20 protein-coding genes are annotated in these 23,621 nt (G+C 70.5%); 12 read left to right on the top strand and 8 right to left on the bottom strand.

The genetic code is table 11. The features are described from left to right. Positions 1-196: 196 nt before the first annotated feature. Positions 197-997, top strand: coding sequence for an alpha/beta fold hydrolase (locus ISU10_RS07080; RefSeq protein WP_194695673.1), 801 nt, complete (start codon positions 197-199; stop codon positions 995-997). A gap of 17 nt (positions 998-1,014) precedes the next feature. Here ISU10_RS07080 and ISU10_RS07075 read toward each other — a convergent pair whose 3' ends face one another. After that, positions 1,015-1,584: a VldE C-terminal domain-containing protein gene (locus ISU10_RS07075; RefSeq protein ID WP_194695672.1), complete on the bottom strand. Its 570-nt coding sequence runs from the start codon at positions 1,582-1,584 to the stop codon at positions 1,015-1,017. A gap of 109 nt (positions 1,585-1,693) precedes the next feature. Here ISU10_RS07075 and ISU10_RS07070 point away from each other — a divergent pair, with 109 nt between their 5' ends. Then, the gene (locus ISU10_RS07070) at positions 1,694-2,665 is read left to right on the top strand and encodes an EamA family transporter (protein WP_194695671.1); all 972 of its coding nucleotides are present in this window, start codon (positions 1,694-1,696) and stop codon (positions 2,663-2,665) included. On the opposite strand, the gene ISU10_RS07065 is transcribed toward ISU10_RS07070, so the two are convergent. The 4 genes from ISU10_RS07065 to mce all read right to left on the bottom strand — a co-directional run bounded on the left by ISU10_RS07065 (position 2,643) and on the right by mce (position 7,363). After that, entirely contained in the window at positions 2,643-3,857 is a 1,215-nt protein-coding gene (locus ISU10_RS07065) for an AI-2E family transporter (RefSeq protein WP_228499947.1), read from the bottom strand. The genes ISU10_RS07070 and ISU10_RS07065 overlap by 23 nt on opposite strands. Next, entirely contained in the window at positions 3,854-5,305 is a 1,452-nt protein-coding gene (locus tag ISU10_RS07060) for a coiled-coil domain-containing protein (protein ID WP_194695670.1), read from the bottom strand. The genes ISU10_RS07065 and ISU10_RS07060 overlap by 4 nt, the downstream gene beginning before the upstream one ends. A 105-nt stretch (positions 5,306-5,410) precedes the next feature. Then, positions 5,411-6,748, bottom strand: a complete 1,338-nt coding sequence (gene ccrA / locus ISU10_RS07055; protein WP_194695669.1) for a crotonyl-CoA carboxylase/reductase — start codon at positions 6,746-6,748, stop codon at positions 5,411-5,413. Positions 6,749-6,913: 165 nt separating this feature from the next. Then, complete coding sequence (gene mce / locus ISU10_RS07050; RefSeq protein ID WP_194695668.1) at positions 6,914-7,363, bottom strand: methylmalonyl-CoA epimerase; 450 nt, start codon at positions 7,361-7,363, stop codon at positions 6,914-6,916. 142 nt (positions 7,364-7,505) lie between these two features. On the opposite strand from mce, the gene ISU10_RS07045 reads away from it, so the two are divergent. From ISU10_RS07045 to ISU10_RS06995, 10 genes are all read left to right on the top strand, one after another. After that, complete coding sequence (locus ISU10_RS07045) at positions 7,506-8,687, top strand: acetyl-CoA C-acetyltransferase (protein WP_194695667.1); 1,182 nt, start codon at positions 7,506-7,508, stop codon at positions 8,685-8,687. Next, positions 8,688-9,680: a methylmalonyl Co-A mutase-associated GTPase MeaB gene (gene meaB / locus ISU10_RS07040; RefSeq protein ID WP_194695666.1), complete on the top strand. Its 993-nt coding sequence runs from the start codon at positions 8,688-8,690 to the stop codon at positions 9,678-9,680. Between the two features lie 85 nt (positions 9,681-9,765). Further along, a complete protein-coding gene (locus ISU10_RS07035; protein ID WP_370864892.1) occupies positions 9,766-10,509 on the top strand; it encodes an ABC transporter ATP-binding protein in 744 nt (247 codons plus the stop codon). Next, on the top strand, positions 10,509-11,408 hold the full coding sequence (locus ISU10_RS07030; protein WP_194695664.1) for an ABC transporter ATP-binding protein: 900 nt from the start codon (positions 10,509-10,511) through the stop codon (positions 11,406-11,408). The genes ISU10_RS07035 and ISU10_RS07030 overlap by 1 nt, the downstream gene beginning before the upstream one ends. After that, positions 11,408-14,572, top strand: coding sequence for an FtsX-like permease family protein (locus ISU10_RS07025; RefSeq protein WP_194695663.1), 3,165 nt, complete (start codon positions 11,408-11,410; stop codon positions 14,570-14,572). The genes ISU10_RS07030 and ISU10_RS07025 overlap by 1 nt, the downstream gene beginning before the upstream one ends. 37 nt (positions 14,573-14,609) lie before the next feature. Next, positions 14,610-15,131 carry a MarR family winged helix-turn-helix transcriptional regulator gene (locus tag ISU10_RS07020; protein ID WP_194695662.1) on the top strand — a complete coding sequence of 174 codons (522 nt, stop codon included), beginning with the start codon at positions 14,610-14,612 and terminating at the stop codon, positions 15,129-15,131. A gap of 7 nt (positions 15,132-15,138) precedes the next feature. Further along, entirely contained in the window at positions 15,139-15,699 is a 561-nt protein-coding gene (locus ISU10_RS22925; RefSeq protein WP_228499944.1) for an MmcQ/YjbR family DNA-binding protein, read from the top strand. A 22-nt stretch (positions 15,700-15,721) separates the two neighbouring features. Next, the gene (icmA, locus tag ISU10_RS07005) at positions 15,722-17,455 is read left to right on the top strand and encodes a coenzyme B12-dependent isobutyryl-CoA mutase large subunit (RefSeq protein WP_194695661.1); all 1,734 of its coding nucleotides are present in this window, start codon (positions 15,722-15,724) and stop codon (positions 17,453-17,455) included. A 70-nt stretch (positions 17,456-17,525) separates the two neighbouring features. Next, positions 17,526-17,963 (top strand): DUF5709 domain-containing protein, encoded by a 438-nt coding sequence (locus ISU10_RS07000; protein ID WP_194695660.1) that lies wholly within the window; start codon positions 17,526-17,528, stop codon positions 17,961-17,963. Between the two features lie 57 nt (positions 17,964-18,020). Continuing rightward, positions 18,021-18,977, top strand: coding sequence for a tetratricopeptide repeat protein (locus tag ISU10_RS06995; protein ID WP_194695659.1), 957 nt, complete (start codon positions 18,021-18,023; stop codon positions 18,975-18,977). 28 nt (positions 18,978-19,005) lie between these two features. Here ISU10_RS06995 and ppdK read toward each other — a convergent pair whose 3' ends face one another. Genes ppdK through ISU10_RS22920 form a run of 3 tightly spaced genes read right to left on the bottom strand, consistent with a single transcriptional unit; the run spans position 19,006 to position 23,458 of the window. Then, positions 19,006-21,666 carry a pyruvate, phosphate dikinase gene (gene ppdK, locus ISU10_RS06990; protein ID WP_194695658.1) on the bottom strand — a complete coding sequence of 887 codons (2,661 nt, stop codon included), beginning with the start codon at positions 21,664-21,666 and terminating at the stop codon, positions 19,006-19,008. Between the two features lie 51 nt (positions 21,667-21,717). Next, positions 21,718-22,770 (bottom strand): NUDIX hydrolase, encoded by a 1,053-nt coding sequence (locus ISU10_RS06985; protein ID WP_370864889.1) that lies wholly within the window; start codon positions 22,768-22,770, stop codon positions 21,718-21,720. Between the two features lie 10 nt (positions 22,771-22,780). Then, complete coding sequence (locus ISU10_RS22920) at positions 22,781-23,458, bottom strand: hypothetical protein (protein WP_228499942.1); 678 nt, start codon at positions 23,456-23,458, stop codon at positions 22,781-22,783. Between the last annotated feature and the right edge of the window lie 163 nt (positions 23,459-23,621).

Genomic DNA, 23,621 nt, shown 5'->3' with positions numbered 1-23,621 from the left:
GTTGGTTGAGGAAGGCGCAGCGCCTGTCTGTCTCGTTGGTTGAGGAAGGCGCGCAGCGCCTGTCTGTCTCGTTGGTTGAGGAAGGCGCGCAGCGCCTGTCTCGAAACCATCCTCACGGGATCCTTCCCGGCGGTTTCGAGACGGTTGCTGCGCAACCTCCTCAACCAGCGGCACGAGGGCTGGGTAGCCTCGCGGGGTGCTGCACGCCACCACCATCGGCGACAGGGGCTCGTGGGTGCTCTTCTGCCACGGCCTGTTCGGCCAGGGCAAGAACTGGACGCAGGTCGCCAAGGGCCTCGCCGAGCGCCATCGGGTGCTGCTGCTCGACATGCCGCAGCACGGACGCTCTCCCTGGACGTCCGGCTTCGACTACCTCGACGCAGCCGACCAGGTGTCCTCGTCGCTGGGTGAGCAGGTCGGCGACGAACCCGTGGCGGTCGTGGGCCACTCGATGGGCGGCAAGATCGCCATGGTGCTGGCCTTGCTGCACCCCGCTCGGGTGGAGCGGCTGTGCGTCGTTGACGTCGCGCCGGTGGCCTACCGGAGCGCGCACTCCTTCGACCAGTACGTCGATGCGATGCGTGGTCTCGACCTGGAGGATCTGACCTCACGGGCCGAGGCCGAGCTGGCACTGAGCCAGGCGGTGCCCGACCCGGTCGTACGCGGCTTCCTCCTGCAGAACCTGCGCCGCCACCGCGAGGCGGACCGGGGCGGCCCGGGCTGGTACTGGCAGCCCAACCTCGAGGTCATCGGTGAGCGGCTCGACGCCATCACCGGCTGGCCGGCCCAGGAGCTCGCGGGGGTCGCGCCGTACGACGGGCCCGTGCTCTGGGTGCGTGGTGAGAGGTCCGACTACGTCGCCGACGAGCACGTGGCCGCGATGGCGGCCCTGTTTCCCAAGATGCGCAAGGTGACCGTGAAGGGCTCTGGTCACTGGGTGCACAGCGAGCAACCGGAGGCCTTCGCGAGCGTGATGCGAGCCTTCCTGGGCGACTAGCCGGCCCACCGCTCCGGCTACGGGGTCGGCATCCGGCCGTCGTACCAGCTGGTCTCGCCCCGACCGCCGGCGCGGGTCAGCGAGATGTGGAGGTGGTCGCGGTGGCGAAGTGTCGGCGAGCACCTGCTCACGCGCCGGCACGAGGAGCTGAGGTAGTCGTCCTTGGCGAAGCCGTCCCACGCCGACCACATGTGGTCGTTCCAGATGATGTACATGACGCCCATCCGGCGGGCCAGGGCGTGGGTGTTGCCTCCGCCGTCGGTGGCGAAGAGACGGGCGCGCAGCCGCGCGGCCCGTCGGCGGTCGCTTCGCTTGGTGGCATCGAGGGTCCAGTCGAAGGCACGTCCTTCGTGGTGTTCCGACGTCGAGCCGCTGCACGGGCGCCAGATGCCCCCGAGGCCTCCGCCGAACTTCGCCACGACCCAGGCCGCCAGCACCTCGGTGCCGGGCTTGGCACCCGAGGCGCAGTGCTGGGCGGGCTCGTAGGTCGCGTAGTCCTCGATCGCGGATGCGTCCGCGCGCCACGAGCTGAGCGTGACAGTCAGGACAGTGGCGACGACGACCGGCACCAGGCGATGGGGGGACATGGCCCGTCGAGGCTACGTCGGACAGGAGGAGGGTGGGACCGAAATGCCAAGTGTCATGGGTCAAGATGTTGTTGACACATGACAGCCGGCATCGGTAGCGTCACATGACATGGCGACGTTGGCAGATGACATCGAGGTTCTTGCCCCTTCGCCTCGCACGCTGTCCGGGCTGGCGTTCGCGCTGTTGTCCGCCGCGTCGTTCGGCATGTCCGGAGCGCTGGCCAGGGGCCTTCTCCACGAGGGCTGGACGCCCGGTGCGGTATCCGTCGTCCGCATCGCGCTCGCCGCGCTGGTGATCGCGCCGTTCGGCCTGACGGCGCTGCGGGGGCGGTGGCACCTGCTTGCCGCGCAGTGGCGCACGTTGCTGGCGTTCGGGATCGTGGCCGTCGCGGCTCCGCAGTTCTTCTACTTCTCGGCCGTTGCCCACATGGAGGTCGCGCCGGCGCTGCTGATCGAGTTCATCGCGCCAGCCGCCGTCGTGGTCTGGCTGTGGTTGCGTCACGGCGAGCGGCCGGGCCGCCTGACTCTTGCCGGCGCGTTGACCGCGGCTCTCGGCCTGGTGCTGGTGCTCGACCTGTTCTCCGGCGCCGGACTCAGCCTGACGGGTGTGCTCTGGGCCCTGGGGGCGATGGTCGGGTGCGCGACCTACTTCGTGATGTCCGGTGATCACAGCGGCGGGCTCCCGCCGATCGTGCTGGCCGCCGCCGGGCTGCTGGTGGCCGCGCTCACCATGGCCGTCTTGGGTGTCACCGGGCTCGTCGAGATGGCCGCGTCCGACGCGTCGGTCGATCTCGCTGGTGCCACGGTCGCCTGGTGGGTGCCAATCGTGCTCCTGGGCGTGTTCACCGCCGCGCTCTCCTATGCCTCGGGCATCGCCGCGATCCGACGGCTGGGATCGCGCCTGGCGTCGTTCGTGGCGCTGGCCGAGGTGCTGTTCGGCGTGCTGTGGGCCTGGGCGCTGCTCGATGAACTGCCACGCGCCGTCCAGGTCGCCGGAGGTGCGCTCATCCTGGCCGGCGTCGTGGCGGTGAAGCTGGGGGAGCGGACGACCGCGACGGCTACCGGGCGTCCTGACGCCTGATGAACACCTCGCGGACGATCAGGAGGATCGCGGCCGCCGTGGGGATCGCCAGCAGCGCGCCGACCACGCCCAGCAGGGCGGTACCGACGAGGGCAGCGATCACGGTGACGGCGCCGGGGATGTCGACCGACTTCGACATCACCCGCGGGTAGAGGACGTAGTTCTCGACCTGCTGGTAGATCAGGTAGAAGATCACGCAGAACAGCCCGATCTTGACGTCGGTGGCGAAGGCGATGGCGGACACGATCACCGCTCCGATGGTGGCGCCGATCATCGGGATCACGTCGAGGATGGCGACCACGAAGGCCAGCGCCACGGCGTACTGGCCCAGTCCGACGATGAACAAGAAGATCAGCGAGCTGATGCCGGCGCACGCCGCGACGACGAACGCCCCGGCCACATAGCCCCCCACACTCTCGACCACCCGGTCGCCGAGCTTGGTGACTCGCTCACGTCGTGACGCGGGGGCCAGGCGGTACAGCGCCCCCTTGGTGGCGTCGAGGGAGGACAGGAAGTAGAGCGTCATGACGATGATCAAGAAGCCGTTGGCGAGGGCGCCGAGGAGGCGGAGACCCAGGCCGAGGACGCCGCCGAAGATGCTCTGGCCGAAGTTGCCGTTCTGGACGTAGTCGCGGACCTTGTCGATGACGTCGAACCGGTCGTCGAGCTCCTGGACCCGCTTGTTGCGCTGGAGCTGGTCGAGCCAGCCGGGCGCGTTGTCGGTGATCTGGGTGACCTGCTCGGTGATGACGGGGACGATGGCCAGCACGAACAGGCCCACACCCACGAGGAACAGGACGATCACCATCGTCACGGCGACGCTGCGGCGCATCCCGCGGCGCTCGAACCACTCGACTGCGGGGTTGAGGCCAGCGGCCAGGAACAGCGAGACGACGATCAGGATCAGCACGCCGCCGATGCGCTCGAACTGCCCGAACAGCCACCCGGCCAGGACGAAGCCCAGGCCACCGAAGAAGCCGATGTAGAACGGAGAGTGCCGGTCGAATCGTGGCCCCGGCCGTCCGAGTTCGTCGGCTGAGTCCTCGGAACCGTCCTCGGAAGCCTCCTCGGGAACGGCTGCAGCGGAGTCGGGCGCCGTCGCGACACGGGTGGCCGGCCCGGGCGCCGACCTGGCGGTGCCCGGGACGTTGCTTGATGGGGTGCCGGGTGACTTCCGGCGCCCGAAGATCAAGCCCCGGCCTTGGCGTCGTCGGGAGCCTGCTGGTCGTCGTCGCTGCCGAAGCCTGCGACCACGTCGCGCAGCGAGGCCAGCTGCGCGGTGATCGCGTCGCGGCGCTTGGTGATGCGCTCGACCTCGGCGCGGGTGCTGGCCAGCTGCCGCTCGGCCTCGGCCCGGGCGGACGTGCCGACGGACTCGGACTGGCTGCGGGCCGAGGCGATGATCTGCTCGGCCTCCCGGCGGGCCCTGGCCAAGGTGGCCTCGGACTCGGTGTGGGCCTGCTCGCGGTGGGCTGTCGCCTGAGCCATCGCCTCGCGGGCGCGCTGCTCGGCCGCGGTCGCTCGCTGCTCGGCCTCCTGCACCAGCCGCGTCGTCTCGGCCGTGGCGGTGGCGTGGTGGTCGGTCGCCTCGCGGGCCAGACGCTCCTTCTCGACCGCCAGGGTGCGCCGTGCCTCCTGCACCTCGCGGTCGGCAGCAGCGCGAGCCTGCTCGGCCTCCCGCTTGGCCGAGATTCGCACCTCGTTGGCCTCCTGCTGTGCGCCCAGCCGGACCTGGTCGGCCTCGCGCTTGGCGCCGGCGAGCACATCGGCGGCCTCGGTGCGAGCCAGGCTGCGCTCCTGCTCCGCCTCGGCGATGATCCGCCCCCGACTCTCGTCGAGCTCCTTGAGCTGGACCAAGCGCATGTCCTCCGCCTCGCGGGTGGCATCGGCGCGGGTGGCTTGCGCATCACGCTGGGCCTGCTCGCGGATCTCGGCGGCGTCGCGCAGCGCGGCGGCCCGGACCTCGGCAGCTTCCTCCTCGGCCAGGCGCAGCATCGCTGTCGCACGGCCGCCGAGACCGGCGTACGACGGGTTCTTGTTCTCCTCGAGCTCTCGGCGGGCCGACTCGAGCGACGCCTCGAGCTCGGAGATGCGACCGTGGGCCTGACCCAGGCTGGCGTCGAGCCGTTGGTGCTCGCCGCCGAGCTGGCGCAGATGCTGGTCGACGGCGGCCTTGTCGTAGCCACCGCGTCGCACCGTGGGCAGCGCGGGAACAGCCGTTCCAGCGGGTGCCGGAGCAGCAGGCTGCGCGGCGGGCCGGGACGGAGGCGCCGCCGCCGGGGGGAGGACCCTCTGGACGGGTTGCGTGGGCGCGGATGCCTGGGTGGTCTGCCGCGCGTGGACCTGCGCGGCCTCGGCCACGGTTCGGGCCGGAGCGGGCGCCGGGGTCTGCGGCTTCGGCAGGTCTGCGGCCACCTGGCGGATGGGCTGGGTCGGCTGCGCTGGCGTCCGCTGGGGCAGCGGGGCGGCCTGCGGTGCACGGGGTGGTGGCTGGTCGACCGGGACCGCCGGCATCACCCGGGTCGCCTCGGTGTCGGGACCAGCCTTGCCCGCGCTCCGAGCCGCCTCGATGTCGTCCGCGTCCTCGAGGGCGTCGTCCTCGGGGTCGTCGTCGAAGATGGACAGGCCACGGTCGCTCATGCGGCGTTCACTCCCTCGGGTGGGCTCGGGCACCTGGACCCCAGTCTCCACGATCGGGCATGGTCAGCCCACCCCACCTCGCGGATCAGGCGAGGGGCGAGACGCTCACACGCCGCGGAAGCGGTTGATCGCGCTCTCGTGCTTGGCTCGCAGCTCGGGGTTGCGCACCCCGAGACCCTCCTCGGGCGCCAGGCAGAGCACGCCGACCTTGCCCTGGTGGGCGTTGCGGTGCACGTCGAGGGCGGCCTGGCCGGTCTCCTCGAGCGGGTACGCCTGCGACAGGGTCGGGTGGATCATCCCCTTCGCGATCAACCGGTTCGCCTCCCACGACTCGCGGTAGTTGGCGAAGTGGGAGCCGATGATCCGTTTGAGGTTCATCCAGAGGTACCGGTTGTCGTACTGGTGCAGGTAGCCGCTCGTGGAGGCACAGGTGACGATCGTGCCGCCCTTGCGTGCGGCGTACACGCTGGCGCCGAACGTCTCCCGGCCCGGGTGCTCGAAGACGATGTCGACGTCCTCGCCACCGGTGAGCTCGCGGATGTCGTTGCCGAACCGGCGCCACTCCTTGGGGTCCTGGGTGTGCTCGTCCTTCCAGAACCGGTAGCCCGCCTCGGAGCGGTTGATGATCAGCTCCGCGCCCATCGCCCGGCAGATGTCGGCCTTCTCCTCGTTGGAGACGACACATACGGGCACCGCGCCACCGTTCAGGGCGTACTGCGTGGCGAACCCGCCGAGGCCGCCGCTGGCGCCCCAGATCAAGACGTTGTCCCCCTGCTTCATGCCGGCCCCGTTGCGGCTGACGAGCTGGCGGTACGCCGTGGAGTTGACCAGCCCGGGGGACGCGGCCTCCTCCCACGTGAGGTGCGCGGGCTTGGGCATCAGCTGGTTGGACTTGACCAGCGCCAGCTCGGCGAGCCCGCCGAAGTTCGTCTCGAAGCCCCAGATCCGCTGCTCGGGGTCGAGCATCGTGTCGTTGTGACCGTCAGGGCTCTCCAGCTCCACGCTTAGGCAGTGGGCGACGACCTCGTCGCCGGCCTTCCAGAGGTGCACGCCCGGGCCGGTCCGGAGCACGACGCCGGAGAGGTCGGAGCCGACGACGTGGTAGGGCAGGTCGTGGCGCTTCGACAGCGGGCTGAGCCGGCCGTACCGCTCCAGGAACGAGAACGTCGAGACCGGCTCGAAGATGCTCGTCCAGACGGTGTTGTAGTTGATCGCGCTGGCCATCACCGCGACCAGTGCCTCGCCGGGGCCGAGCTCGGGGACCGGTACGTCGTCGAGGTGCAAGGTCTCGCGAGGGTCCTTGTCCTTGGTGGCCAGGCCCTCGAAGTAGCCGACCTCGTCCTTGTGCACGGTGACGGCGCGGTAGGAGTCGGGCACCGGCAAGGCGGCGTACTCGTCTGCTGTGGTGTCGCCGGCGAGAATGGCGTCGCGGATGTGTTGCATCCTCGGGAAGTTAGCGGCCATTCACCGCGGGTGGGCCGCACTGTGGGTCACCTAACACCGCCCGGGGGTTGAGGAGGTTGCGCAGCAACCGTCTCGAAACCCCGCGAGTGAACCGCCGACGTCGCGGTCACCGGGTTTCGAGGCAGGCGCCAGCGCGCCCCTTCCTCAACCAACGGGGGTGGCCGGCTCGACCAGCTCGACGAGGACCCCGCCGGCGTCCTTGGGGTGAACGAAGTTGACGCGGGAGCCGGAGGTACCGCGGCGAGGCTCGTCGTACAGCAGGCGCAGACCACGCTCGCGGAGCACGGCGCAGACGGCGTCGAGGTCCGCGACGCGGTAGGCCAGCTGCTGGATGCCCGGGCCGGAGCGGTCGAGGAACTTCGCGATCGTCGACTCGGGAGACAGCGGGGCGAGCAGCTGGATACTGGGGCCTCCGGGCTGCGAGGGGTCGCCGACCGCGAGCATCGCCTCGCGCACACCCTGCTCCTCGTTGGTCTCCTCGTGCACCACCCGCAGCCCGAAGGTGTCGCGGTAGAACACGATGGCCTCGTCGAGGTCGGGCACGGCGATGCCGACGTGGTCGATGGCGGTGAAGAGGTCGCTCGGAAGGGCCATGGCGTCATCGTCGCCGCGCGACACCTGACGGGCCAACGGTTGTGAGCATTTCCACGCTGTGTGCGGGCCGTTCGCCATGGCCGGGCGGTGAGCGCCGTGGGTACTCTCGCCAGAGGCACACCCAGCTTTCAGGAGGCACCGCATGTCCGGATCCGTCATCGTCGCCGGGGCCCGCACGCCGATCGGCCGGCTGCTCGGAGGGCTCAAGGACCAGTCGGCAGCCCAGCTCGGCGGAGTAGCGATCGCCGGTGCACTCGAGAAGGCCGGAGTGTCCGGTGACCAGGTCGACTACGTGATCATGGGCCACGTCATCCAGGCCGGAGCCGGGCAGAACCCCGCCCGCACCGCTGCCGTGGCCGGCGGCATCCCGATGAGCGTCCCGAGCATCACCATCAACAAGGTGTGCCTGTCCGGCATCAATGCGATCGCCCTGGCCGACCAATTGATCCGCGCGGGCGAGGTCGACATCGTCGTCGCCGGCGGCATGGAGTCGATGACCCAAGCTCCCCACCTGCTGCCCAAGTCACGCGAGGGCTTCAAGTACGGCGACACCTCGCTGGTCGACTCGATGGCCTACGACGCGCTGTGGGACCAGGCCACCGCCCAGGCCATGGGCATGCTCACCGAGCAGTGCAACGCTGCCGCGGACAACCTCACCCGCGAGGAGCAGGATGCCTTCGCCGCGCGTTCGCACCAGCGTGCCGCCGAGGCCTGGAAGAACGGTGTGTTCGACGACGAGGTCGTCCCCGTCACCGTCAAGGCACGCGGCGGAGACATCCAGGTCAGCGCCGACGAGGGAGTTCGCGGCGACACCACGGTCGAGTCGCTGGGCAAGCTGCGCCCGGCCTTCAGCAAGGACGGCACCATCACCGCCGGCTCCGCCTCCCAGATCTCCGACGGCGCTGCGGCCGTCGTGGTGATGAGCAAGGCGAAGGCCGAGGAGCTGGGGCTCAGCTGGCTGGCCGAGATCGGCGCGCATGCCCAGGTGGCCGGCCCCGACTCGACGCTCCAGCAGCAGCCCGCCAACGCGATCGCAACGGCGTGCGCCAAGGACGGCATCACCGCCGCAGACCTCGACCTCGTCGAGATCAACGAGGCCTTCGCCGCTGTCGGCATCGCCTCGGGCCGCTCCCTGGGCGTGTCGGAGGACATCATCAACGTCAACGGTGGCGCCATCGCCCTGGGTCACCCGGTCGGCATGTCCGGGGCCCGGATCGTGCTGCACCTGGCTCACGAGCTCAAGCGGCGCGGCGGCGGTGTCGGGGCGGCGGCCCTCTGCGGTGGTGGCGGCCAGGGCGACGCCCTGATCGTGCGTGTTCCCTGAGTGGGTCTCGACAGGCGCGACCATCGCAAGCCGCGGGGGTCGGTCGACGAGCTGGTCTCGCGAGCCCGCGAGGGTAACGCCCGCGCCGTCGCGCGGCTGATCTCCTGGGTCGAGGACGAAGCCCCCCAGCTACGCGAGGTGATGGCCGCGCTGGCGCCGTACGCCGGGCACGCCCAGATCGTGGGCATCACCGGCTCGCCGGGGGTCGGCAAGTCGACCTCGACCAACGCCATCGTCGGCGAGCTGCGCAAGGCCGGCAAGCGGGTCGGCGTCCTCGCGGTGGACCCCTCCTCTCCGTTCTCCGGCGGCGCCCTGCTCGGGGACCGCGTGCGGATGCAGGACCACGCGCTCGACGCCGACGTCTACATCCGGTCGATGGCCTCGCGCGGGCACCTCGGCGGACTGGCGTGGAGCACGCCCCAGGCGCTGCGCGTTCTCGACGCCGCCGGATGCGACGTGGTGGTCATCGAGACCGTGGGTGTCGGTCAGAGTGAGGTCGAGATCGCGGGTCTCGCCGACACCACCTTGGTGCTGCTGGCTCCTGGCGCGGGGGATGGCATCCAGGCCGCCAAGGCGGGCATCTTGGAGATCGGTGACATCTACGTCGTCAACAAGGCCGACCGCGAGGGGGCCGACCAGCTGCGCCGCGACCTGCGGTCCATGATCGCGTTGGGCCAGACGGTTTCGGGTGAGCGCCCCGAGGGTGGCTGGAAGCCACCGATCGTCAAGACCGAGGCCCATCGCGGTGAGGGTGCCGCCGAGGTGGTCTCCGAGATCGACCGGCACTTCGCGTGGCTGGTGGAGTCCGGCGAGCTCGAGCGCCGACGTACTCGCCGGGTCCGCGACGAGATCGAGACCATCGCCGTGACCGCCCTGCGCCGGCGCTGGGACGGTGTCCATGCCCGGGTCGAGCTCGACGACCTGGCGGCGGAGGTGCTCGCGGGCGACTCCGATCCCTACACCGCGGCCGACACGCTGCTGGAGAACTTGTAGCGAGGCGGGCCGAAGAGGTCACGATTTCGGCACATCGGGGGGTCCGGCGTGGGAATCGTCGGTGGCGATCCCTAAGGTCGCTCGGGTGAGCGGTGTCGGGGGAGGAGCGCGCCTGCTCGTGGGGCACGACCTCAGCTTCGACGTCGAGGGACGTCGGGTCCTCGACTCGGTCTCGCTGCGCGCAGAACCCGGACGCATGCTCGCGGTGACCGGCACCTCCGGATCGGGCAAGACCACGCTGCTGTCGCTGGTCGGCGGGCTGGCCAGACCGGCAGCAGGGGAGGCGACCTACGACGGCGGGCCGGTGACCACCAAGCAGGGCGAGCCGCTGCCGACCACGGGGTTCGTGCTGCAGAGCTACGGCCTGGTGGCGACCTTGACCGCGGCAGAAAACGTCGCCGTCGCCCTTCGCGGCCGCGGCGCCGCCGCCACGGAGGCGACCGACAGGGCCCTGGAAGCACTGGCTCGAGTCGGCGTCGACGAGCTCGCCGACCGCCTGATCTCCGAGCTGTCGGGCGGGCAGCTGCAGCGCGTGGCCGTCGCCCGCGCTCTGGTCGTCGGGGCAGACGTCGTGCTTGCAGACGAGCCGACCAGCGAGCTCGACGAGACCAACCGCGATGTCGTGGTGGCCCAGCTGCGCCTGGAGGCCAACCGTGGCGCGGTCGTCCTGGTCGCGACCCACGACCCCGCGGTGGCCGAGGAGTGCGACGACGAGCTCCACCTCGTCGACGGTCGCGTCGAGCAGATGCAGGCGCCGCCCCCGCCCCCCGAGCCCGGCCACGAGCACGATGCGTTCATGCGGCCCGTCACGGACCCGGGCCGGCCCTGATGACGCTCGACAGCCTGGTCTCGGCGAGTCCCGCCGGCCCCGCTCGGTCGGCCGGCATCGGCGTTCGCTGCCAGAACGTCGTCCACATCTACACCACCGTCGCCGGGCACGATGTCGTGGCGCTCAGGGGCGTCAACCTCGACATCGCGCCCGGCGAGCAGGTAGCCCTGCTCGGTCCGTCGGGTTCGGGCAAGTCGACCCTGCTGGGCTTGTTCGGTGGGCTCCAGCGCGCCTCTGCCGGCAAGGTCCTCGTCGACGGCATCGACATCAGCCGCATCCCCGAAGCCGAGCTGACCCGGCTGCGGGCGGGCAAGGTCGCCTCGCTGCTCCAAGGCGCTCGCCGCAACCTGCTGACCTACGCCACGGCAGCCGGCAACGTGGATTTCGCCCGGCGTGGCATGGCCTCCGCCGACGTACGCCGTCTGCCTACCGCCCGCCAGCTCCTCGAGCAGCTCGGGCTCGGCGAGCTCACCGACACTCCGGTGAACTCCATGTCTGGCGGTGAGCAGCAACGCGTCGCTCTCGCCGTGACCGTCTCCAGCGGCGCCGGCCTGCTGCTCGCAGACGAGCCGACCTCGCAGCTGGGCCACGCCGACCGCGACGCGATGGTCGACCTGATCCAGCGCGTCAACGCCGGGCTCGGCACGACCGTGGTGATCGTCACCCACGACCCCGACATCGCCGCCCGCATCCCCCGCCGGATCACCATTCGCAACGGCCGCATCGGCTCGGAGGGGGTCCACGGCCGCGACTACGCCGTCATCGACCAAGACGGTGCGGTCCACCTGCCCGAGGACTGGGCCGACGACTACCCACCCGGCTCGCTCGTGGAGTTCGAGGAGACCGACGACGGCTTCTTCGTGCGGCGCGTCGACGTCGCACCTCCCGGTGAGCACTGATGGGCACCTTCATCGCCGGGCTCCGGTCGCGAAGGTGGCTCAACCTCGGCGTCTTCGCGCTCGGCGTGCTCGCCATGGTCGTCGCCGTCGCCACACCGCTCTATGCCAGGTCATCGGCCGAGCACCTGCTCGACCAGCGCGTCGAGCAGCGTCCGGTCTACGAGACCGGGCTCAGCATCCAGACCGCACCCCAGTCCGACCACGCCGATGGTGCCAAGCCGCCGCACCCGCTCACCTCCGATGAGCGCGCGCAGATGCTGGCCAAGGTCGCCGACCTCGTGACCACCGACGGGCCCGACCGGTTCTGGCAGGCGCCCACGACCTATCTCTACAGCCTGGGCGACTACCACTCCGGCCCGCGGACCTACCAGATCAAGACCTACTGGCGAGACGGGATGTGCGGGCTGGCTCACGTCGAGGGACGCTGCCCGTCGGCTCCGGGTGAGGCCCTGATCGACCCCCTGATGCTGGAGTCCATCCACGGGCAGCTCGGCGACAAGATCCAGGTCATCTTCAGCTACTCCACGGGGGACGACAAGCCGGCGGGTGAGCTGAAGGTCGACTACACGATCGTCGGCACCTACGCGATCGACGACCCGGCCTCGCCGGAGTGGTTCAACCCGGCGCGCACGTTCGGCGACGGCACCCTGCGGCCGACCCCGCTCGGCTCGAGGGCGCCGATGACCGCACCGAGCCTGCTCGTCGACCAGTCGTCGATCACCTTCGCTCCCAGCACCGTCGCCGGTGCCGACCGACCGATCGACCTCGACAGGCTCGACATCGACTCGATGGACGCCGCCGAGTCCGCGCTGGCCGCGTGGCAGGTGGCCATCGCCAACGAGGGCCCACCGGTCATCCAGCCCGACGAAGCGATCACGCTGCAGAGCGTCTTCGACGACGTCGACGCCGAGCAGACGCTCCTCTCGCGAGTGACCCTCGCGGCCGTCGTCCCCCTCATCGTGCTGGCGCTGCTCCTGCTCTACGTCCTGGTCGCCGCGGCCGCCGACGTACGCCGCCAAGAGGTCGCCCTGGCCAAGCTTCGCGGCTTCTCGGCGGTCAAGGTCGTCCGGTTCGCGGTCGCGGAGCCGGTCATGGTGCTGCTGCTCACGGTCCCGGTCGGCATCGCCCTGGCCGTGCTGCTCGAGCGCACGGTGTCGCGCACCTGGCTCGGGGGCACGCCCTTCGCGGTGACGCCGCAGGCCGTGGCGTCGGCGGTGGTCGTGACTGCCGCTGCGCTGGCCGCAGCCTTCGTCGCGGTGCTCGGAGTGGTGCGCGAACCCCTGGCCTCGTCACTGGCGTCGGTCAACCGGCAGCGCGGCACCTCCCGGTGGGGCCTGCTCGCACAAGGTGCCCTGGTCATGCTGTCGGTGGCAGCGGTCGTGCAGATGGTGACGTCCGATGCCGAGCAGTCCTCGAGCTTCGTGGAGCTGCTCGCCCCGCTCTTCGTGGCGATGGGGGCCTCGGTCCTGGCGATGGTGCTCATCGGTGTGGTCGCCCGTGGCTGGCTGCGCAACACCGTCAGCCGGGGCCGCCTGTCGTCGTTCCTCGCCTCGCGCCGGCTGGTCCGCCGTCACGACCTCGTCCAGCTCGTGCTCCCGCTCCTGCTGGCCACCGCGATGGCCTCGTTCGCGGCATCGGCGTGGAAGGTCGCCGACGACTGGCGGGTCTCCAAGGCCGCCGCGACCGTCGGTGCTGCCAAGGTCTACTACGTCGACACGGCGCCGTCTCGCCTGCAGTGGGTCACCCAGCAGGTCGACCCCGACGGGCGCTACCTCGCCGCGGCCGTCCCGCCGGCACCACGCACCGTCGGCGGCGGGCGCGTCGGCCTGGTCGACGCGTCGCGCTTCGCGGCGGTCTCGGCGTGGGACGACCAGTGGGGAGGAGGCGGGGTCCAGCGGGTCCAGGACCAGCTGACACCACCTGACGGGCCGGGCCCCATCGAGTTCTCCGGCACCCGAGTCGAGGTCGAGGTCACCGACATCAGCCTGAAGGGCGAGCTCAACTTCCCGCTCGAGGTCTGGGTGCGCTACCTCACCGCCTCATCCGGCGAGGAGCACGTCGTGCCTCTGGGCACGCTGAGGAGGCACGGAGACGTCACCCTCGACGGGTTCGTGTCGGAATGCGAGGAGGGCTGCTCCCTCGAGCAGCTGTTCATCGCGGGCAGTTCCTCGTCGGTCACCGACGCGGCCGGACGCCTCACCATCGGCAGCATCAGGGCCAACGGTGACACTCCAGGCGACTGGCGGACCGACGATCCTGACGCCTGGCGTCCCGCGCGGCCCTTCGGTGACTCCGGGCTCGCCCCGGTCGACATCGAGGCCGGTCCCGACGGGCTGGCCCTGCGACTGACGGGCGAGCCGGCGGTGATCCGGCTGACGACGACCGACATCCCCGCAGCACCACCGCTGGTCGCCACCGCGACCACGGAGCTCGACCCCGACGAGGACGAGCCGGACGCCGTCAGCGGGGCGTCCGTGCTCGGCGTCCGCACGCCGATGGTGCTGGCCGGCACTGCCGAGGCCCTGCCGTTCGTGGGCAGCGACGGGGGTCTGTCCGACCTGACATCGGCGTTGCGCGAGTACGGCGACCAGGCCACCGACGTGTCCATCACCGAGCTGCTGGTCGCCGACGGCACGCCCAGCTCCCTGCTCGACCAGGTCGAGAAGCTCGGCGTCCCGCTCACCGACTCGCGCACCGAGAGCGAGGAGCTCGGCCTGTTGCGCTCCGACGCTTTCTCCCTCGGCTGGCGGGTGTTCCTGCTGGTCGGGGTGCTGACCCTGCTGCTGGCGTTCCTCGGCGTGCTGGCGCTGGCCGTCGTGCAGCTGCGGTGGCGGTCCTACGAGGTCGCGGCGCTGCGCGTGGTCGGCGTACGCCGTCGCGACCTGCGCCGCGCGATCGTCACCGAGTACGTCGCCTTGCTCGGCATGGCCGTCATCGGTGGCGGGCTGGCGGCGGTGGGCTCGCTGCTCATGGTGCTGCCCTCCCTCGACATCGGCACGATCGGGGAGTTCGACCCACCGGTCGACTTCGGCCTGCGCTGGCTGGTGCTGGCCGGTGTGCTGGGGGTGGTGCTGGTCGTGGTGCTGGCGATCGCGTTCTGGATCTCGCGCCGCACCGTCAAGCAGGGCACGCCCTCCACCCTTCGGCAGGCCGACGCGAGGTAGCGCCCATCGGTCGGTCGTGTGGTCGATACTGAGCCCCATGTCACCGAAGGACGGGCCGTTGCCGTTCGACCCGATCGACGAGGCCGCCCGTCAGTGGGGCAAGCGGTGGGACCGCGTGCCGGCCATGCACGCCGTCACCTCGCTGATGCGGGTGCAGCAGCTGGTGATCGGGCGACTGGATGCGATCCTCAAGCCGCACGGCCTGACCTTCGCCCGCTACGAAGCCTTGGTGCTGCTGGTCTTCTCCAGCCGCGGTTCGCTGCCGCTGGGCAAGATGGGAGAGCGGTTGCAGGTGCACCCCACCTCGGTGACATCGATCGTGCGACGGCTGGTCGAGGACGGGCTGATCGTGCGGCTACCGCATCCCGACGACGGGCGCGGGGTCCTGGCCGAGATCACTCCGCGCGGTCGTGAGCTGGTCACGGCGGCGACGCGGGACCTCGTGGCGACCGACTTCGCCCTCGCGTCGCTGACCGAGGAGGAGCTCGGTCAGCTCTCGGAGCTGCTGCGGCCGGTCCGCCGCGACGCGGGGGACTTCGAGGTCGAAGCGAGCTCGTGACGCACCCATGACCGACGCCGACGCCGTTCGTCGCGTGGGGCTGGCGCTGCCCCGCAGCTACGAGGTGCAGGTGCGCGGCCGCTGGAAGCTGCGAGTCGGCCAGATCGTCTACGTCGCCTTCTCTCACGACGAGACCGAGATGGGGTTCGGCTTCCCCAAGGCCGAGCGCGACGGACTGGTCGCCTCGAACCCCGAGACGTTCTACCTGCCGGGCGAGTCCGACCTGCGCTACCAGTGGGTCTGCGCCCACCTCGACCGCCTCGACACCGCCGAGATGCGCGAGCTGGTCACCGACGCATGGCGCATGTGCACCCCGAAGATGCTGCACGACCTGCCGGAGATGCGCGAGCCGGCCATGGCGGCGTACGGGTTCCTCGACGCCGGGGAGTACGGCGAGCTCCGGCCGCTGCTCCACCCCTACCTGCACTTCGAGGACGGCGCGGTGTCCCTACGGGGTCGCACGAAGGTCCTCGACCACCTGCGTGCGCACGGTGCCAGGCCGCCCACCGACGTCGAGGTGCGCGACGGGCAGATCTACCGGTGGACGCGCCGAGTCACCGAAAACTAGTTGGACGTCCTACTATCTTCCTATGGTCTCGACAAGCTCGACCGACGACAGCTCTGCACGCTCGACCGACGACAGCTCTGCACGCGCCCGGTGGCAGGCCCGCTATGACGCGTCTCGCACGCGCGAGGCGGACTTCACGACGCTGTCGGGGATGGTCGTCGAACCGGCGTACGGGACCGACGACTCGGAGTGGCCGGGGGAGTTCCCGTTCACGCGTGGGCTCTACCCGACGGGCTACCGCGGGCGCACGTGGACGATCCGGCAGTTCGCCGGGTTCGGCAACGCCGAGCAGACCAACGAGCGCTACCGGATGATCCTCGGGCGTGGCGGTGGCGGCCTCAGCGTCGCCTTCGACATGCCGACGTTGATGGGCCGTGACTCCGATGATCCCAAGTCGCTCGGCGAGGTCGGGCACTGTGGCGTGGCCATCGACTCCGCGGCCGACATGGAGCGGCTCTTCCACGGCATCGATCTCGGCTCCGTGACCACCTCGATGACGATCAGCGGTCCGGCCGTGCCGGTGTTCTGCATGATGCTGGTCGCGGCCGAGCGCGCGGGCGTCGACACGGGTGTCCTGAACGGCACGCTCCAGACCGACATCTTCAAGGAGTACATCGCCCAGAAGGAGTGGCTCTTCGGGCCCGAGCCGCACCTGCGATTGATCGGCGACCTGATGGAGTACTGCGCCGAGCACATCGCCGACTACAAGCCGCTCTCGGTCTCCGGCTACCACATCCGCGAGGCGGGGTCGACGGCGGCGCAGGAGCTGGCCTTCACGCTGGCCGACGGGTTCGGCTACGTCGAGCTCGGCTTGTCCCGAGGGCTCGATGTCAACGCGTTCGCCCCTGGGCTCTCGTTCTTCTTCGACGCCCATGTCGACTTCTTCGAGGAGATCGCCAAGTTCCGGGCCGCACGCCGGATCTGGGCGCGCTGGATGCGAGACGTCTATGGCGCGACCTCGGAGAAGGCGCAGTGGCTGCGGTTCCACACCCAGACCGCCGGCGTCAGCCTCACCGCCCAGCAGCCCTACAACAACGTGGTGCGCACGGGCATCGAGGCGCTCGCCGCCGTGCTCGGCGGCACCAACTCGCTGCACACCAACGCGCTCGACGAGACCCTGGCCCTGCCGAGCGAGCAGGCAGCCGAGATTGCGCTCCGCACCCAGCAGGTGATCATGGAGGAGACGGGCGTCGTCAACGTCGCGGACCCGCTCGGCGGCTCGTGGTACGTCGAGGCGCTCACCGACCAGATCGAGGCCGAGGCCAACGCGATCTTCGACAAGATCCTGGCGATGGGCGGCAGCACCCTCACCCACGCCGACAGCGCCGAGCTGTCGGTGGCCACGCGCAACGGTGAGAAGCCGGTGACCAAGGGCCTCCTGCGCGGTATCGAGGAGGGCTGGTTCATGTCCGAGATCGCCGACGCGGCCTTCGCCTACCAGGTCGCCCTGGAGAAGGGCGAGAAGAAGGTCGTCGGCGTCAACGTGAACCCGGAGTCGGTGACGCACGACCTGGAGATCCTGCGGGTCTCCCACGAGGTCGAGGTCGAGCAGGTCCGCCTCCTCGCGCAGCGCCGTACCCATCGTGACGACGTGGCGGTCAAGGCAGCCATCGAGCAGATGGTCGAGGTCTCCCGCACCGATGCCAACCTGATCCCGAGCATGCTCGACGCCGTCCGTGTCGAGGCAACCCTCGGCGAGATCTGCGACGCGCTGCGCGCCGAGTGGGGCGAGTACCGGGAGCCGGCGAGGTTCTGAGGCCGCGTGGCGGCACGCTCGGGCCCAGCCGCATGCGCGCGCGCTGGATGGGCGCTCTAGTGTCGGAGCCATGAGCGAGAGCGACAGCGAGATCTACGGCGGCTACAGCGTCGATGACGAGGACCAGCCGCAAGGCGACGGCGACAGCATGACCGACAACCGCGGTCTCCTCGACCCGCTCGACGAGGGCTACTCACCGCCCGAGAAGTGGTCGGTCGCCGAGGGCTGGGGCAACACCCCGCTCGAGGAGGAGCTCGGCGAGACCCTCGACATGAGGCTTGCGCAGGAGGAGCCGGAGCCGGACCCCTACGCCGAGGAGGACGACGACTTCCTCGACGACGGCGAGGTCGGCGACCGGCGGGCCGGCCGGCTGGTGGCGCCCGACGAGGGCTCCCACGAGGACATCGACTCCGAGGACTGGGCCACCGACGTCGGCATCGACGGCGCTGGCGCCTCGGCCGAGGAAGCCGCGATGCACGTCGTCGAGCCCGACGGGCCGGAGCTCTGACCCACATGCCGGCTCTCGCGAGTTGGTGGGCCAGGGCGGGTTCGAGAAGATAGCGACATGACGCAGCAGCCGTTCTCCCGTCCTGGAGCGATCGACCTCTCCGGCCTGAAGCGGCCCCAGCAGCCGGCTGGCGCGGGGGCCGCGCAGCCAGGCGCAGGCACCGCCACCGCGGGCACGTCCGCCTACGCGCTCGACGTCGACGAGCAGAACTTCCAGTCGCTGCTCGAGGCCTCGATGACCGCTCCGGTGGTGCTGGTCTTCTACTCGACGGCGCAGGCGCCCGAGAGCGCGGACATGGCCCGCGACGTCGCGACGGTCGCCGGTGAGTACGACGGGCGGTTCCTGGCCGGCCTGATCGACATCGACGCCACGCCGGCCATCGCCCAGGCCATGCAGATCCCGCAGGTCCCGATGCTGTTCGTGCTGCTCGACGGACGGCCGGCCACCCAACCCATCCCCGGCCTGCTCAAGCTCGACGAGCTGCGGGTGCTGTTCAACCAGCTCGGTCAGCAGCTCACCGCCCAGGGCATCACCGGGCGTCACCAGCCTCGCTCGGCCGGCGCCCCCGCCGTCGGGGGTGACGAAGGCCAGGAGCCGGTCCTCGACCCGCGCTACGCGGCCGCCCAGGACGCGCTCGGCGACGGTGACCTCGAGCGTGCCGTGGCCGAGTACCAAAAGCTCGTCGACGCCAACCCGGCCGACATCGAGGCGGCAGCCGGTCTGGCGATGGCCAAGGTGCTCCGGCGCACGCAGGGCGTCGACCTCACCGCCGCTCGCGAGACCGCAGCCGCCAACCCCGACGACGTCGAGGCGCAGACTCTGGTCGCCGACCTCGACATGCTCGGCGGTCACGTGGACGACGCGTTCAACCGGTTGATCGACGTCGTACGCCGCACCTCCGACGCCGATCGCAACAAGGCGCGAGAGCACCTGCTGGGGTTGTTCGCGGCCGTCGGCAACGCCGACCCGCGCGTCGTCAAGGCCAGGCAGAACCTCGCGTCCGCGTTGTTCTGACGAGCGCCACAGGGAGCCGGCGGACGGCTCAGCCGAGCGCGGCCCGGCCGGCCTCGAGCCGCGCCACCGGCACCCGGAACGGCGAGCAGGAGACGTAGTCCAGACCCACCGACTCGAAGAAGTGGATCGAGGCGGGGTCGCCGCCGTGCTCGCCGCAGACTCCGAGCTTGAGCGTGGCGTTCACCTCGCGGCCGGACTCGCTGGCCGTGCGGACCAGTGCGCCGACCCCCTCGGTGTCCAGCGACTCGAACGGTGAGACGGGGAAGATCCCCTGCTCGAGGTAGGTCGAGAAGAACGAGGCCTCGACGTCGTCGCGCGAGAAACCCCACGTCATCTGGGTCAGGTCGTTGGTGCCGAAGGAGAAGAAGTCGGCCGACCCGGCGATCTTTCCGGCGGTCAGCGCGGCGCGCGGCAGCTCGATCATGGTGCCGATCAGGTGCGGGATCTCGATGCCCTGCTGCTCCTGCACCTGGCGGGCGATCTCCTGGATCTGGCCGCGCACGATGTCGAGCTCTCGCACGGAGGCGACCAGCGGGATCATGATCTCCGGCTCGGCGCGGCCGCCACGCTTGAGATGGGCCGCGGCGGCCTCGAGGATGGCCCGGGCCTGCATGGTGAACAGGTGGGGGATGGCGATGCCGAGGCGCACACCCCGCAGCCCCAGCATCGGGTTCTGCTCGTGCAGGCGCTGCACCGCGGCGAGCAGCTTGCGGTCCCGCTTCTTGCGGTGCCCGCGCGAGTCGGCGAGGGCCAGCTTGACCGAGAGCTCGGTCAGGTCGGGCAGGAACTCGTGCAGCGGCGGGTCGATCAGCCGGATCGTGACCGGGAGTCCGTCCATGGCCTCGAAGATGCGCGTGAAGTCCTCGCGCTGGAGGGGGAGCAGCTCCGCCAAGGCGGCCTCCTGGCCCGCCTCGTCCTCGGCCACGATCAGGTTCTCGACCAGCTGACGCCGGTCACCGAGGAACATGTGCTCGGTGCGGCACAGGCCGATGCCCTGGGCGCCGAAGCGCCGAGCCCGTGCGGCGTCCTCGGCGGTGTCGGCGTTCGTGCGGACCTTGAGCCGGCGGGCCTTGTCGGCGTGCTCGATCAGCCGCGTGACGGCCTGGACGAGGGGCTGGTCGACGTCGTCGCCCTCGAAGTAGCGCACCACGTCGGAGGGTGTCACCGGCACGGCTCCCAAGAACACCTCACCCGTCGAGCCGTCGATGGAGATGACGTCGCCCTCGCGGACGGTCGGCCCGCCCCTCACCTCGAACTCGCCTTCACGGGCGTCCACCTCGAGAGCCTCGGCACCGCACACGCAGGTCCGGCCCATGCCGCGCGCCACCACGGCAGCATGGGAGGTCTTGCCGCCGCGGCTGGTGAGCACTCCGCGGGCCACCATCATCCCGTGCAGGTCGTCGGGGGTCGTCTCCTTGCGGACCAAGATGACGTCCTCGCCCCGCTCGGCCCACTCGACGGCTGTCGCCCAGTCGAAGACCGCCTTGCCCACGGCGGCGCCAGGTGAGGCGTTCATGCCCTTGGCCAGCAGCGTGCGCTCGGCCTTCTCGTCGAAGCGCGGAAACATCAGGTTGGCCAGCTGCTCGCCGGTGACCCGGCGCAGCGCCTCGTCCATGTCGATGAGGCCCTCGTCGGCCATGTGCACGGCGATCCGGAAGGCCGCCTCGGGCGTCCGCTTGCCCACCCGGGTCTGGAGCATCCAGAGCTTGCCGCGCTCGACGGTGAACTCGATGTCGCACATGTCGCGGTAGTGCTGCTCGAGCTTGGACATGATGCCGAGCAGCTCGTCGTGGGACTTCTTGTCGACCTCAGCCATGTCGGCGAGCGACACCGTGTTGCGGATGCCGGCGACGACGTCCTCACCTTGCGCGTTCTGGAGGTAGTCGCCGTAGACGCCTTGGTCGCCGCTCGCCGGGTCGCGGGTGAAGCAGACACCCGACCCGGAGTCCATGCCGAAGTTGCCGAACACCATCGCCTGGATGTTCACGGCCGTGCCGAGGTCCTCGGCGATCTGCTCCTGGCGGCGGTAGAGGACGGCCCGGTCGGTGTTCCAGGAGTCGAAGACGGCCCGGACCGCGAGGTCGAGCTGCTCGCGCGGATCCTGCGGGAACGACCGGCCGGTGTGCTTCTCGATGATCGTCTTGTAGGTCTCGATCAGCTCCTGCAGGTCCTCCACGCCGAGGTCGGTGTCAGCGGTGGTGCCGCGCTCCTTCTTGAGGTCGTCCAGCGCGTCGCGGAAGGTCTCGCCCTCGATGCCGAGAACGGTGTTGCCGAACATCTGCAGCAACCGGCGGTAGGAGTCGTAGGCGAAGCGCGGGTTGTCGCTGCTGCGAGCCAGGCCCTGCACCGACTCGTCGTTGAGACCGACGTTGAGAACGGTCTCCATCATGCCGGGCATCGAGGCAGCGGCGCCCGAACGCACGCTGACCAGCAGCGGGTCACCCGGGGCGCCGAGGCTGCGCCCCATCGCCTTCTCGAGCGAGGTCAGGTGCGCCGAGACCTCGTCGGCGAGGCCTTCGGGCTCGCCGCCGTTCTTGAGGTAGGCCCGGCACGCCTCGGTCGAGATCGTGAACCCGGGTGGCACGGGCAGCCCGAGGTTGGTCATCTCGGCAAGGTTGGCTCCCTTGCCTCCGAGAAGGTCCTTCTGGTCCTTGTTGCCCTGGGCGAAGTCGTAGACGAAGGTGACCATGAGGCATCCAAGCACGGCTGGAGCCGCCAGGGGCAGGTCGGACTTCCGGGGTCACCTACCGGACTCGGTGTACCCGGGCACGCCCGAGTCGGCAGCGGCCAGCGCAGCCCTGATCCGTCTGGCGGTGAAGTCGGCGCAGCGTTCCTCGACCTGGTCCAGGGTGCAGAACTCGGCGGTGCGGATCTCGCGCGGCTGGGTCACCATCTCGGCCAGGATCGCTGCGTCGTGCTGGCCCCCGTCGAAGACGAGGCACACCGCGTCGTCCCACCCGCCCCAGGGCGGCAGCCAGTCGGTCAGCAGCAGGCTGCCTGGCTCGATCTGGAGCGCCAGCTCCTCCTCGATCTCGCGGCCCACGGCCAGGCGCGGCGACTCGCCCACCTCGACGACCCCACCCGGGAGGTCCCAGTCACGCTTGTAGGTCAGCTGGCACAGCAGCACCCGTCGATCGCGGTCGCGCACCAGGAGCTGGCCGATAGCGCGCTTGCGTGGCAGGAACGAGTTGAGCAACGCCCGGAAGCTCTCGGGCTCGGTCAGCGGCGGGTCGCTGACCAGCCGCGCCAGCACGACGTACGACGTGGTCTCCTCGCGGTCCCCGCGACCCCGCTCGACCCGGCGCACGCCCTCGCGCCTGAGCCCACTGCGCGTGGCGACCCGCAGCGAGTCATGGTTGTCGGGCTCGACCTTGGCCTCGACCCGCCAGTAGCCCAGGCCTCCCTGGCCTTCTTCGGAGAGCGCGTAGTCGGCCATCATCCGCACCGCGCGAGTGGCGAACCCGCGCCCGCGCTGACCCTGGAACAACAGCCACGACAGCTCCCCCACGCCGTCGGCGCGTCGACGCAGATCGACGTTGCCGACCAGCTTGCCCTCGGCCTCCACGACGAACGCGACCTCGCTGCGCCCCTCGTCGTAGGCCGTGTGCCAGCGTTCGATGGCTGCCCGCATGCGCTCGGGCGTGACTCCGTCGACCGGCCAGCCGAACCAGTGCGCGATCACCTCGTCGTGCCCGGCGACGGCCTCGTCGACGTCCTCGGCCGACCAGCGCCGCAGGGTCACCACGCCGTCAGTCAGCGTCGGCTGCTCGGGGACGGGGCTGTCCAGGGGCACGAGTCGAACCCTAGCCGGGTGGTCTCGACGCGGTTGCCAGCACCGAGAGGTGATCGCGGACGAGAGCGACCGCTTCTTGGGGGGCCAGGCGGCCGAGGCACACGGCCAGCGTCGTGCCGTCGACGATGGCTCGCAGACGCGGATGCTGCTGGGCGCACTGCTCGGGGTCGAGCCCGAGCAGCTCGAGCGCGAGGTCCAAGCGGGCGGCAACGATCTCCTCGCGCTCGACGCGATGGTGGGCCAACGGGTCGGCCAACGGGTCGGCCAACGGGTCTGACGGGTTGGCTTGGGTGACGTCGGCGGGCGCGTCATCGACGCGCGGGGCGAAGACATACCCACGCTGGGCGATCTGGTAGCGCGCCCAGAGCGGCCCGTCGGGGTCGTCACTGCTCCCGAGGCCTGGTGGCACTCTGGGACCCTCGATCAGCAACCGCGGCCAGACGAGCTCCTCGTCGATGCGATCCGGGGTGTCGGGCATCAGGCTGCGGACGAGCCGGGTCGCCGCATCGGGTGGCTCACCCTGGCGGAGGTTGAACCGGCCCGCGGCCCGGCGGCTCTTCACCTCGCCTGCCGCCAGCACCCTCAGGTCTGCCTCGGCACGGAGAAGGTCGTCGATCCTGTTGCGAGAGGTGCCGAGCTCCTCGGCGATGGCGCGCCGGCTCAAGGCGCCGACGCCTCGGCTGCGCACGATCGCGAAGGCAGCCTCCCTGAAGAACTGGAAGCGACTCGCCTAGTCGACCTTGCGTGGCATCACGCCTTCGTAGGCGATCCAGGAGACGCGACGTGCCCGTCATCCACAGCCCCTGAGGTACGGGCCACCCCGGCACGAATCCCGGTACGACGGCACCTCG

Source organism: Nocardioides agariphilus, from assembly GCF_015352445.1.
In the GTDB taxonomy this organism is placed as follows: domain Bacteria; phylum Actinomycetota; class Actinomycetes; order Propionibacteriales; family Nocardioidaceae; genus Nocardioides; species Nocardioides agariphilus.
The sequence above is the reverse complement of the archived record's forward strand: the minus strand, read 5'-3'. Positions and strand labels throughout refer to the sequence as shown.